Source organism: Thermoactinomyces sp. CICC 10523 (assembly GCF_016055105.1).
Lineage (GTDB): Bacteria > Bacillota > Bacilli > Thermoactinomycetales > Thermoactinomycetaceae > Thermoactinomyces_A > Thermoactinomyces_A daqus.
The window spans coordinates 204771-217174 of record NZ_JAECVX010000003.1; the positions used below are offsets into that span (position 1 = coordinate 204771).

At 50.0% G+C, this 12404-nt stretch carries 13 protein-coding genes; 6 read left to right on the plus strand and 7 right to left on the minus strand.

From position 1 onward, the window contains the following. Positions 1–5: 5 nt before the first annotated feature. Positions 6–1919: a peptidoglycan recognition protein family protein gene (locus I8U19_RS06100; protein ID WP_198055451.1), complete on the minus strand. Its 1914-nt coding sequence runs from the start codon at positions 1917–1919 to the stop codon at positions 6–8. Positions 1920–2187: 268 nt separating this feature from the next. Beyond that, complete coding sequence (locus tag I8U19_RS06105) at positions 2188–2898, minus strand: BUD32 family EKC/KEOPS complex subunit (protein ID WP_198055452.1); 711 nt, start codon at positions 2896–2898, stop codon at positions 2188–2190. Positions 2899–3188: 290 nt separating this feature from the next. On the opposite strand from I8U19_RS06105, the gene deoD reads away from it, so the two are divergent. The 3 genes from deoD to I8U19_RS06120 all read left to right on the plus strand — a co-directional run bounded on the left by deoD (position 3189) and on the right by I8U19_RS06120 (position 6359). Next, positions 3189–3896: a purine-nucleoside phosphorylase gene (deoD, locus tag I8U19_RS06110; protein WP_198055513.1), complete on the plus strand. Its 708-nt coding sequence runs from the start codon at positions 3189–3191 to the stop codon at positions 3894–3896. Between the two features lie 221 nt (positions 3897–4117). After that, entirely contained in the window at positions 4118–5488 is a 1371-nt protein-coding gene (locus I8U19_RS06115; RefSeq protein WP_198055453.1) for an aspartate aminotransferase family protein, read from the plus strand. Between the two features lie 4 nt (positions 5489–5492). Continuing rightward, on the plus strand, positions 5493–6359 hold the full coding sequence (locus I8U19_RS06120) for a MurR/RpiR family transcriptional regulator (protein ID WP_033101043.1): 867 nt from the start codon (positions 5493–5495) through the stop codon (positions 6357–6359). 332 nt (positions 6360–6691) lie between these two features. Here I8U19_RS06120 and I8U19_RS17620 read toward each other — a convergent pair whose 3' ends face one another. From I8U19_RS17620 to I8U19_RS06135, 3 genes are all read right to left on the minus strand, one after another. After that, complete coding sequence (locus tag I8U19_RS17620; RefSeq protein WP_198055454.1) at positions 6692–6856, minus strand: YciI family protein; 165 nt, start codon at positions 6854–6856, stop codon at positions 6692–6694. Next, a complete protein-coding gene (locus tag I8U19_RS06130; RefSeq protein ID WP_198055515.1) occupies positions 6840–7007 on the minus strand; it encodes a hypothetical protein in 168 nt (55 codons plus the stop codon). The genes I8U19_RS17620 and I8U19_RS06130 overlap by 17 nt, the downstream gene beginning before the upstream one ends. An 89-nt stretch (positions 7008–7096) precedes the next feature. Beyond that, entirely contained in the window at positions 7097–7585 is a 489-nt protein-coding gene (locus tag I8U19_RS06135; protein ID WP_033101041.1) for an RrF2 family transcriptional regulator, read from the minus strand. Positions 7586–7791: 206 nt separating this feature from the next. Here I8U19_RS06135 and I8U19_RS06140 point away from each other — a divergent pair, with 206 nt between their 5' ends. After that, on the plus strand, positions 7792–8445 hold the full coding sequence (locus I8U19_RS06140; RefSeq protein ID WP_198055455.1) for an FMN-dependent NADH-azoreductase: 654 nt from the start codon (positions 7792–7794) through the stop codon (positions 8443–8445). Positions 8446–8856: 411 nt separating this feature from the next. Here I8U19_RS06140 and I8U19_RS06145 read toward each other — a convergent pair whose 3' ends face one another. Further along, the gene (locus I8U19_RS06145) at positions 8857–9393 is read right to left on the minus strand and encodes a PolC-type DNA polymerase III N-terminal domain-containing protein (protein WP_033101039.1); all 537 of its coding nucleotides are present in this window, start codon (positions 9391–9393) and stop codon (positions 8857–8859) included. Positions 9394–9618: 225 nt separating this feature from the next. Here I8U19_RS06145 and I8U19_RS06150 point away from each other — a divergent pair, with 225 nt between their 5' ends. Together I8U19_RS06150 and I8U19_RS06155 are read left to right on the plus strand one after the other, a co-directional pair. Then, positions 9619–10848, plus strand: a complete 1230-nt coding sequence (locus I8U19_RS06150) for a multidrug effflux MFS transporter (RefSeq protein ID WP_033101038.1) — start codon at positions 9619–9621, stop codon at positions 10846–10848. Between the two features lie 129 nt (positions 10849–10977). After that, complete coding sequence (locus I8U19_RS06155) at positions 10978–12102, plus strand: glycerate kinase (protein ID WP_198055456.1); 1125 nt, start codon at positions 10978–10980, stop codon at positions 12100–12102. A gap of 63 nt (positions 12103–12165) precedes the next feature. Here I8U19_RS06155 and I8U19_RS06160 read toward each other — a convergent pair whose 3' ends face one another. After that, positions 12166–12318, minus strand: coding sequence for a hypothetical protein (locus I8U19_RS06160; protein WP_181735391.1), 153 nt, complete (start codon positions 12316–12318; stop codon positions 12166–12168). Between the last annotated feature and the right edge of the window lie 86 nt (positions 12319–12404).

Genomic DNA, 12404 nt, shown 5'->3' on the forward strand with positions numbered 1-12404 from the left:
CGCATCTATGGATGGATCACATCCACATCCGAAGCCCGGACAAAGGCGAACCGGTGGTTGAAATGAATCCGGTAAAACTCTTGCTGTCCGCAAATCATTTTATGAGTGGCATAGGGATCATCGGTGAAGACCTTTGCGTAATAATAATCGCCTTTCACTTTTTCCTCGGCCACATAGACTTGCCCTGCCGGGATTTTGTACTGCAAGGGAATCAGGGCTGCGGGGGTAATTCCCGCGGGATAAGCGGCATCCTCCGGATAGGCTGCCCCATAGACGGGAATCTCCTGAACTCCTTTTTTCGGCGCAATCAAAGTTCCTCTGCCCGGCACCGTATTTTGATGATGCGGATTATAAAACCAGGCTTTTTGCCCTCCGTACCAGATGGCATCCCAGTCCCCCTTGTGCTCCGCCAAGTAATACGTTTGTCCGGTGACCGCTTTGTCCCCCCAGTCGAGCCCTTCCCGGGTCCCCGGTCCATTCAGCGCCGGATCATCCAGCAACGGTGCATCAAAGCTCGGCTCTGAATAGAGGTAAACGAAGTTGGAAGGCTGCGGGTTCACTCCATCAATCGGGGGCCGGTTGGTTTGGAAATTGGGTTTGATTGTGACCACATTTTTATTTCCGAACTTCGGGATAATCGGGGCCCCCAGAAGCTCCATGTAATGGTTCCAATCCCAAAACGGCCCGGGGTCTTGATGCATGGAAGACTGGTAGTTCGGTGACAGACCGGGAACTTCGTCATGACCGAAGATATGCGCCCGATCGAGCGGAATGCGGTATTTAAGCGCCAAGTAGCGCACCAGTTTGGCCGAAGAGCGGTAAAGCTGTTCGTTATACCAGGCTGCCCCTTCCATGGCATAACCCTCATGTTCAATTCCGATGCTGTGTGAATTGATGTACCAGTTGCCCGCCTGCCAGGCGATATCCTTGTTTTTCACCATTTGGGTCACTTCGCCGTCCTGGGAGCGGATCACGTAGTGGGCGGAAACAAATGCATCCGGATTGGCAAACAGTTTAATCGTATCCAAATAGTTTTCTTCTGTATCATGAATGATGATATAGCGGATTTTCCCGCCGAAATCGGGGCGATCTGCCAGATCATAGTTACTGTAATCTCCGGGAGCTTCACTCCGCTGTATATAAGCGGCCGGAATAAAGCGACAGGAAAGACCGGAGGGGCAGTCAGCTCCCGTCCAATCGGCATTCTGCAAATGAAGGGATTTCACTGTTTGCCGATTCGGCTCAACCTTCTCCGGCCGCAGTTTCACTTGTTGCCCGCTCGTCGTTGTCCGTTCGACACCTTGATTGATGGTATCAAAAACCTGATCGGCAAAATCGAGTGCCACATCCGCCTCTGATGAACCGCTGTACTTCGCCACTGCCCCATACCAATCGCCAATTTCGGACGGAACCTCTCCCGTCGTTTGTCTGGCGTACTGTGCAAGGAGCGCTGCGGCTCCCCGGATGTTTTGCCTGGGATCCTGCTTCAGCCGTTCCGGGCTCTCTCCGAGTAACGCTGCCGCCGTCTTCAGCGTATGCAGCCCCAGGTTTTGGCTCACCTCTTTCACCGTCAGCCGAGCCGCTTCATCTTTGCCGTTACGGCGCAATTTAGCGGGGTCAACATCAGTCAAATGCATAAGTCCGTACCCGCCCGACACACTTGGCTTCCCGTCATGCTGTTCAAAAAGGGAAACATTATAAGAGACGGACAGCAAGATCTCCTCCGGCACTTTAAACTCCCGGGCCGCGCTGGCGAAATCATCCTGAAGTTGACGGTCATTGCCGGTTTGCGCATAGACTTGAAAAGCGGAACTCTTCCCGGCCAAACTGCTTCCCCACGGAACCAGTCCGGCTGTCAGGCCCGCCACTGCCACTACTGCGATCAGCCTTCTGAGACGGCCTTTTTTCTCAATCGACAATCAAATCCCTCCTTGACGCAGGGGACAGATCCGATCAGGCATGCCGGAACACTTTCTCCAAAATCACGCCCATCGAATGCCTGTCACATTCATATGATTAACTATATTTCTTTCTACAACAGGCATAAAAAAACCTACTTTATTTTGCCCACGAAGCGATATGGATTTGGAGGGAGAGATTTTCAGAAGGGGGCCTCATACGCGGCCAAACCCGGGAATTTAGAAAAAACCTCTGCCGGAACAAATGCTCCAACAGAGGTTCGCTCACTCATGAAGAGAAGAAATGGTGATGGTGACGATGATGGCGATGACGGCGGTGAGAAGAAGACGAGTGACTGTGACTGTAGCTGTGACTGTAGCTGTGGCTGTGACTGTGCGAGTGTGAATAAGAGTGATAATGGTAATGGCGGCGATGGCGCCGGTGTTTCTTCCATGAGGAGGAAGAGAAGAATCCGCAGTAATACTTCAGGATCTCCAGGTCCCTTTCCACTTTCTCCTTGAACTGCGCACTGTCACGGGTAAAGAAAAAGCGGCCGGTATCGACAATTCTGATCCGGTTGTCTTGATCCACCATCATATTGTTCAAGTGTAAATCACTTGGAATAATCCCTTTCTTGTAACAATCTTCCGCATATTTTTCCAGTTGCCAGTAATACCGGTCAGGCAGCTTTCCACCCGCTTTCACCATTTCACCCAACGTGTGACCGGACACTTTCTCGACAACCAAAAATCTTCCCTGCCGTTCTTTATAATAAAGCGTGGGAAAAGCAGAATAGCCCCGCATGTAATTCAATACCCGATCGTCATCGTTTTCGCTGTAATTTTCCTTGAACACCTTGACTGCATATCCCTCATAATCATACACTTTGCCGCTTAACCCCTCACCGAGCAACGGGTAACTTTCTTCAATCGCTCCCGACAATACCATCTCGGATAATGTTTCGATTGCCTTGCAATCCAATGAAAACGGCTGCTTCATCCTGTTTCCTCCCTATATGTTTTCCAGAGTCTATTTTCACTTTTTCTCGCAGCTTGAAACCTCTGACAGAAAATATTCATGCTTCCTTTTCTAAAATATTCGCTCCATCGCCAATCATTCCAGGGGCCCAAAGGCATTCTCCCCTGCAAGCTTCTTCCATTCAGTGAGAAATTCTCTGTCTGTTTTCAAGAAAGAGTTGTGAAACGGCAAGATATTGGGATAATATTGGTCGTAGTCTGGAAAAGAGGAGGTGAATGCCGTTACCAACCATCGGTGTAACGGTATCACAGATGAGTGTTCATATTGGAGCAAAACAGGGTGAAATTGCCGAAAACATTCTGCTGCCCGGAGACCCGCTCCGCGCAAAATATATCGCGGAAACTTTTCTTGAGGAACCTTCCTGCTATAATCAGGTGCGCGGGATGCTCGGTTTTACCGGTACATATAAGGGGAAACGAGTCTCCGTACAGGGAACCGGCATGGGAGTGCCCTCCATCTCCATCTATGTAAATGAATTGATTCGCGAATACGGCGTGAAAAAACTGATCCGTGTCGGAACCTGCGGTGCGATCCAAAAAGACGTTAAGGTTCGTGACGTGATTTTGGCCATGACATCCTGCACCGACTCCGCTGTCAACCGGCAAACGTTTCCCGGATTTGACTTTGCCCCTTGCGCCGACTTTGATTTGCTGAACAAGGCTTATCAGGCTGGTGTGGAAAAAGGGTTGCACGTTCGCGTCGGAAATGTGTTAACCTCGGATACCTTCTACCGTGACAGCATGGAGCCGGTCAAAAAACTGGCTGATTACGGTGTATTGGCTGTCGAAATGGAAACGACCGCCCTCTATACTCTGGCCGCCAAATACGGCGTTCACGCCCTGTCCGTCCTTACCGTCAGCGATCATATTTTTACCGGTGAAGAGACGACGGCGGAAGAGAGACAAACAACTTTCCACGATATGATGTTGATGGCGCTTGAGGCCATAACCAGAGACTGACTGATTCCCTGCCGAAAGGCGGGGTTTTTTATATGCTCTGCCAGTTCCGTCAAAAAAGGGAGCATTATTGCGGAAGAAAGGATTGATCGCGCCAATCGGGCTGAAACGCCTCCAGAACGCTGTTGATGACATTCGACAAAATGAGAGAAACGGCGAAAAATGAAATAAATACTCCGTTGCGAATATTTAATGGAGTATATATTACAAACGAGGTGGAAATCATGGATCATCACGCCCTCCTTCTCTCCAAAACCAAACGCTCTGCTGAAGCCTATCGGGAGGCGGCAAGATGGATTCCGGGCGGAGTAACGGCAAACATCAAATACTTTGAACCGTATCCGATCATCATGGAATCTGCTGACGGCCCCTATCTGTACGATGTTGACGAAAATCGCTATATTGATTACAACTTATGTTACGGAGCGTTAATCCTGGGACATGGCCATCCCAACGTCAAAAACGCGCTGCAAACACAACTGGAGAAAATCGGAACCACGATCTTCGGCACTCCCCATCAGCTGGAAACGGAGATGGCCCGCACGCTGGCCGGCCTTTACCCGGGGATCGACCAGGTTCGCTTTACCAATTCGGGCCTGGAGGCGACTTTGTTGGCCATTCGTCTAGCCATGGCCTGGACAGGCCGAAAAAAACTGGCCAAATTTGAAGGCCACTATCACGGCGCTTACGATCAGGTTTTGATCAGCGTCAATCCGCATAAACGGAACCGGCATGAACCCCCTTCCCCGGCTCCCGACTCAAGGGGCCTGCCGGAATATTATACAAAAAACACCATCATTCTGCCTTTTAACGATTTGGAACAAACGGCGGAAATCCTCAGCAGACACCGGCATGAAATTGCCGCCGTGATTCTCGAACCGATTCAGGGAGGATTCATTCCGCCGGAGCTTCCGTTTTTGCAAGGGCTGAGAAAATTAACCGGTGAGTACGGGATTGTGCTCATCTTTGACGAGGTAAAAACCGGGTTTCGCATCGGCATATCCGGAGCGCAGGGATTATACGGGGTTGTGCCCGATTTAACCGCCCTCGGAAAAGTGCTGGGAGGCGGTTTTCCGGTCGGAGCCGTCGGCGGCCGGCGGGAAATCATGGAATTATGCTCACCTGCAGGCGGCACTGACATTTTGACCACCCAGTCTGCCGGCGCTGCTTCTCAGGGCAAACCCTTGTTTCACAGCGGTACGTATAACGGCCATCCATTAGTCCTCAGCGCCGGGCTTGCGACCATTCAGACATTGGCCGAGCCCGAACTTTACCGGCAGCTGGAGGAGAACACCGCGCGGCTTAAAGCCGGATTTGAGGAAATTGCCGTTCGCCATGGAATCACCGCCCGGACAGTCGGTGTCGGGAGCATCTTCAACCTGGTGTTCACCGACCGCCCGGTGCGCCAAATTCAGGACGTATTGGCCTCAAATCTGTCGCTGCGCAAAAAACTGGATCAGTATTTGCTGGAGAACGGGATTTTTATCAAACCCCTCAATCGCTTCTCCATGTCGGTTGTCCATACCGAAAAAGTGGTGGATGATACACTGGAACGATTTGAAAACGGGGTGAAAAAACTGAAAGGAAAGGCGTGATCGTTTGCCGGAACACAGCGACATCTTTGCCAGAATCCGTGCGCAAAGCGGCCGGATGAGCAAAGCCCAGCGGCGGATCGCAGCATATCTTGAAGCCCATCCGGATACCGTTCCTTTTTTAACCACGGCCAAATTGGCAAAGCAAGCGGGGGTCGGCGAGGCGACGGTCGTTCGCTTCGCCTCTGCCCTCGGCTTTTCGGGCTTCACGGAAATGCAGCAGCATTTGCAGGAGCAGCTCCGCAGACGGGTGACAACGGTGGAGCGGCTGGATTTGAATGCGGACCTCTATCCTGAAGAACAACGGATTGCCTACGAAGTGCTCACCGATGATATCGCCAACCTGAAACAAACGATGCAGATGCTGGATGCGGAAACCTTCAGCGAAGCGGTAAAACGGATCCATCAGGCCGCATCGGTCACCATTGTCGCCCTGAGAAGCTCGCATTCACTCGGTTCCTTTCTCGCATTTTACTTCCAGTTACTGCGAAAAAACACGCAGTTCATCACTGATTCCGATACCATGTTTGAAAAGCTGGCCCACCTGAACAAGGAAGATCTGGTGATCGGCATCAGCTTTTCCCGGTATACAGCCAGAACGGTGGAAGCGATGCGCTTTGTGCGGGAACGCGGGGTTCAGACTCTGGCCATCACTGATGCCCATCATTCCCCCCTCGCCGCGGTCTCCGATCTTAGTCTCATCGCCTCGAGCAGCCTGCCGTCCTTTCTCGATTCTTTCGTCGCTCCGCTCAGCCTGATCAATGCATTGTTGACGGCGGTGGCAAGAATGAACCGGCAGGAAGTAACCCGGCATTTGGAGAGAATGGAGCGTTTGTGGGAACAGGAAGGAATCTATCATTCTGATGAAAAGTGAGCTCCGATGCGTTGAACGACCATGACGGCCGGGAGATTGTCGGAAGATTTTCCGGTCTCAAAAAGAACGCCCTCCCCCCAAAATCCTGTCAAACCCGGTGTGCTCATTAAGATAATAAAAAACCTTTCAAGGAAAATGGTCCTTCCCTTGAAAGGTCCGCTTGTTGACAAAACCTCAAAAAACAGGAATCCCTGGGTCCGGGTGCTACTCTTCACTCCCGTCTCCTTCACCGCAAAGATCGCAGCGAAAAAGCACCCGTCCCCCTCCATTTTTTCAGTTCCCCCATCGACGTGAATTCTCCTTGTTTCCGCGATCCGCCAGAATAGCGATTGTTATTCCTCAAGGCGGTCCAATACCTCTTCCAAAAGAAAATTGTTTTCAAAAGTGGCTTCTTGAACCTCAACGATTTTTTGTGTTTGATAGTATCCTGCCTGGGAAAAAGGATCTCCCTTTAATAGTTCCTCGGCTTCTTTTTGTGATTCAGCTTTGAGAATCATTAAAGCTGTGCCGTCTACACAAGGACCGCAAAATGGTAATTTTCCTTTTTTCTTTTAATGAACGTAAATACTCAACATGCCCAACAACAAGTTCTTTGGACATGAGATGCTTTTGCTTGTCAGAAAGATGGACGTTAAATTGTTTGCTCATTTAGGCCTCTCCTTTAAATAAGGATTTGGTCATGAAACCGGGTCAGCAAACACCGGAGTGGATCAATTGAATTCCGGCCTTGACACATGTCAGTTGCTCTTCGAAAAATATTCCCGGGTATCTTTGCGTATATGTTTGGGCAAGACGCGATCAAGCTCTTCATTTAACCAGGCCAGTGTTTTACTGCGCAAGTAATCACGCATTTTTTCTTCCGCAGAGAGCATAACTGAATTGATGGTGCAAAAGGAGGGAGCAGAGCAACAGTTTTCCCTGTACAAATATCCATTGTCTTTAATGTTTTTACATTGGAATATAGGCTTTGAACCTTCAACTGCTTCAATCACATCCCAAAAGGAAATATCCTCCGGCTTCCTGGATAACCTATACCCTCCCTTTACACCAGGTACAGAACTGACAATCCCAGCCTTGGATAATTTACCAAAAACTTTGGAAAGATATGTCTCAGAAACCCCTTGGAATTCTGCCAAATCCTTTATCCCAACACTTTTATCGGAAGGAACATCGATTAAATAAACCAGACAATGTAAAGCATATTCAACACCGACACTATACTGCATATTTCTTCACCTTCTTTTGATTTTAAAGATTAATCCAGTTGTATCTTAGAAATATGTAGAGTCTTAGTCAAATAAAAGAAATCGATGCGATTAAATGATGCTTCATTTGACAAAGATGATGAAAGTCTTTATTATGGATAAATGTAATCGGCGATTAACTAAGTCCATAATCAGGGACTGAAATTCATTTTATCGGAGGAATAAAAATGAACAAAACGCTTATTATCAACGCACATCCAAAGACAGATGATCCTTCTTCAGTGAGCTTGCAGGTTCTCAACCACTTTTTGAAAGCTTATAAAGAATTCACAAACGGAAGCGAAGTAATTGAACAGATTAACCTGTACAGTGAAGACGTGCCCATGATTGATAAAACAGTTTTAAGCGCATGGGAAAAGCAGCAAAAAGGACAGGAGCTAACCAGCCAGGAGCAACAGGTAACAGAACGCATGTCGGAGATCTTACAACAATTCAAAAGCGCAAATACGTATGTCATCGTTTTGCCTTTGCATAATTTCAATATTCCATCAAAGTTAAAAGATTATATGGATAATATCATGATCCCACGTGAAACGTTCAAGTATACCGAAAACGGATCAGTGGGTCTGCTTAAAGACGGACGAAGATTGCTCGTGATCCAAGCAAGCGGAGGAATCTATACAAATAATGATTGGTATACAGAAGTTGAATACTCTCACAAATACCTGAAATCAATGTTTAATTTCCTCGGGATCGAAGATTATCAAATCATCCGTGCACAAGGAACTAATATATTGGAGCCAAACGAAGTATTGCAAAAAGCATTTAAAGAAGCTGAAGAAGCTGCTTTCAGATTGGCATCTAAATCAAAACGGTCCTGAAGGAAAAGAGATATAAGCGGTGTCGGGCAGGGCGGCCCGTTCCCCCTCTAAAAACCGTGCACACGTGTTTCACCGAACACGGCTCAGGCCTCTTTAAACGTCCCGTATTCTGGATGCAAGAGACTCGGTTCCCTTGTAAATCGGAACTGCCAAAAGATCACCAGACGGTGTGATAATTGTGCCATCCAGTAAGTCTGGTGATCTTTTCTTATGGTCAATCGGCATCAGATCGCGCGAAAAAACATCAAACCAGCCGGACCCCGCACTTTCAGCCAATCCCCGTCCTGAATCATCGCCGGTCAGATTAAAAGTGGGCAAAACTTCAGCCGTTTCAGTTCGCGATCGCTCATTTTCGGAAGCAATGCTCCTTTGATGTTTGCACGGCCTGAAGCTGTTCTGCCTGCGCCTTTTTTATTCCGGAAACCGTTCAGAAGAAGGATCTTCATCCGGTTGGCGGCATAACAGAACAACCGGCAGTCCCCTGCCCGTAATGCGCCGGTAAAACCGTTCTACATGACGATCGATCTCCCGCTGCCGCGCCATCTGCAAAACAGCCGGATTGGCAAAAATCACTTCAATCTTCGCACCATTGATCCGCCACTCCGCTTGCCCGAACCAGGTGGCCGCTGCGGGTGTAACCAGTTTCTGCAAATTTTTTTGAATAAAATATTTGTACTTTTGCAACACGACCGGATGCTCAACCGCGTCATACTCAAACCGGACGGAGACGCGAATGGCCGGATGAAAATGTTTTTTTACCCTGGACCGGAACTCCTGCCAAATATCCGGATCGAGAGGTTCAACAAGATGCAAACAGAGTTGCCAGGTTCGTTTCTCCTGATCCACGATCACTTCTTTGATATAACCACCATGAAAATGCCGGTTCAGCCAATCTTCAGGCAATTCCGTCTCGCGAAAAAGGTTGATCAGCGCCTTCTTTCCTTTCACCTCTCTCAACCTCCCGGTCTTCTTATAACAGAGAGTTTATCAGAAAAAAAACGGCGGAACCAGATCAGTTTAAAATATTGAAACAACAAGGAATAGCCGAAAAGATCAGGTTGACGTCCATGTTGGAATACCTTAAAATCATTTCGATTAACGAAAACTTTCCATTTCTAACAAATTACTTGTTCAGCATCATCTGATTTAACCATGAGGGAGGTTTCAACATAGATGAGCAAATCGCTCGGCAGTTACGACACAACCCTACTGAAATCCACCCGATCACGCCGAGCTGGAATGATCTTTCTGCTGGGATCTCTTGTCTCCTTCGGCCCTCTGTCCATTGACATGTATTTGCCTTCGCTGCCCGTTCTGGCCAAGGGGCTTCACACCAGCACATCGCTCTCCCAGCTCAGCCTGACATTCTGTTTAATCGGGCTCTCGCTCGGGCAATTGGTCGCAGGCCCGCTCAGCGATACGCGCGGCCGGCGGCTTCCGCTTCTTTGCGGGCTCGTCCTTTATACCGTTTCATCCCTGTTATGTGCTTTCAGCTCTTCGATTTGGGTCTTGATCCTGCTCCGGTTGATCCAGGGACTGTCGGGGGGTGCGGGCATTGTCATCGCCCGTGCCATCGTGCGCGATCTCTACTCAGGTCCGGAGTTGACCAAATTCTTTTCTCTTCTCATGCTGGTCAACGGTGCGGCCCCGATCCTCGCTCCGATCATCGGCGGACAGTTGCTAAACATCACCTCTTGGCGCGGGGTATTCATCGTGCTGAGCATTGCGGGTGCGATCATGATGCTCTCCACTTTGTACACCCTGCCGGAAACACTGCCTGTCGATCGCCGGGCCAAAGGCGGAATCAAAAATACCCTGTCCACCATCCGCAATCTCGCCGGTGACCGTCTTTTCATGGGCTATGTGCTGGCGCAAGGAATGGTGACCACCGCCTTGTTTGCCTATGTTTCCGGTTCTCCGTTTGTCCTGCAAGACATTTTTGGCGTCTCGCCGCAAATGTTCAGCCTCTTCTTTGCCATTAACGGCTCCGGCATCATCATCGCCAGCCAGGTCACCGGGAGACTGGCAGGGCGGGTCGGCGAAGCAAAGCTGCTCCTCATCGGGCTTGGCATAGCCGCAACCGGCGGGGTTCTGCTGCTGGCCGCCATTTTGCTCGGTGCCGGTCTGGCAGCCATTTTACCTCCCTTGTTCATGGTGGTCTCCAGCGTCGGAATGGTTTCGAGCGCAAGTTTTTCTCTGGCGATGCAAAACCAGGGAAAAGCAGCAGGCAGCGCTTCGGCATTGCTCGGATTGCTCTCCTATGTTTCCGGCGGAATCGCTGCCCCGCTCGTGGGCATCGCCGGTAACCATTCCGCCGTGCCTATGGGAATCATCATCGCTCTGGCCGAAGCCGGCGCCGTTCTCAGCTACCTGCTCCTCATTCGCAAGCGGAAATCCTCCTGATTTGCCAATCCCGTTATTCCTCCCTCTGTGGCTGGAAAAACGGGATTTTATTTTTTAAAGAGCAGAATGACTTTTATCTGAAAATGAATTACCATAAACGAAAACACCCATACACTGAGAGGAAGCTTTATGAGAATCATCATTGCACCCGATTCGTATAAAGGCAGTTTGCCGGCCAAAGAAGTGGGACTCACCATTATGAAGGCGTTTACATCGGAAATTCCCGAGGCTGAGGTAACGGTGATTCCGATGGCGGACGGTGGTGAAGGCACGATTGACGCAGTGGTTTATGCCACCGGCGGTAAAACACAATCCGTCGAAGTGGCAGGACCGCTCCTCAAGCCTGTCACGACCTGCTACGGCGTGATCGACAAACAAATGGCAGTCATTGAAACAGCCAATATCGCCGGCTTGCCCATGGTGCCCAAAAACGAGCGAAACCCGTTGCACACTTCAACCCTCGGCATCGGGCAAGCGATCAGACATGCCTTGGATCAAGGCTACCGGCGCTTTATCGTCGGACTGGGGGGAAGTGCGACCAATGACGGGGGAATGGGCATGCTTCAGGCGCTGGGAGCCACTTTCCTCGATGCACAAAATCAACCGCTGCCCCCGGTCGGAATCTCGCTCGATCACGTTGTCAAAACCGACCTCAGCGGATTGGATCCCCGTCTGTTTGAAAGTGAAATTCTCGTCGCCAGCGATGTGCAAAATCCGCTGTGTGGCGACCAGGGAGCAACCAGCGTCTTCGGTCCGCAAAAGGGGGCAACCCCCGAACAGCTGAAACAGCTGGAACGGGGCATGCAAAAGTATGCGCGGTGCCTCGAAACACTGACAGGCAGGTCACTGCAAACGGTTCCCGGAGCCGGGGCTGCCGGCGGTCTGGGATTTGCTTTCCTCCTGTTGCAAGCCAAAATAAAAAGCGGGGCAAAGCTGATCGCAGACCTGGTTCATTTGGAGGAAAAAATCGCCGGAGCTGACTGGGTGATTACCGGCGAAGGAAAAACTGACTTCCAGACCCAATACGGCAAGCTTCCCGTTTTCGTGGCGCAATTGGCGCAAAAACACGGTGCCAAAGCACTCCTCCTCTCCGGCAGCATCGAACCGGGAGCCGAAGCTTTAAGCAGCCATTTTGTCAGTCTGCACTCCATTCAACGAAGACCGCTCTCTCTGGAAGAGGCCATGGACCAAACCGCTTCCCTTCTGATGGAAACCGCCCGAAACCTGGCGCGCCTGATCAAGGTTTGTTCCTGAAAATCCGGCACAGCAAACAGGAAAACCCGCCTTCCCGATCACATGCCGGGCGGCGGGTTTGTTTCAGTCAGATGGATCGACTTCATCTAAAGACAAAGTTGTGACCTCTGTATAATCGCCCCGGGCAATTTCCTCTTTCGTCGCTTTCTTCTCCAATTCCTCATGATCGTTTAACCCGGGAGCGATTTTGTTCGCTTCTTTCTGCTTTTCCTTCATTCCGATGCCTCCTTTTGAATCCTTAGTTTGCGCGATGATTGCCCGGAAAATTCATTTTGCGATCAGCGGTGAAAATCGTGGTAATA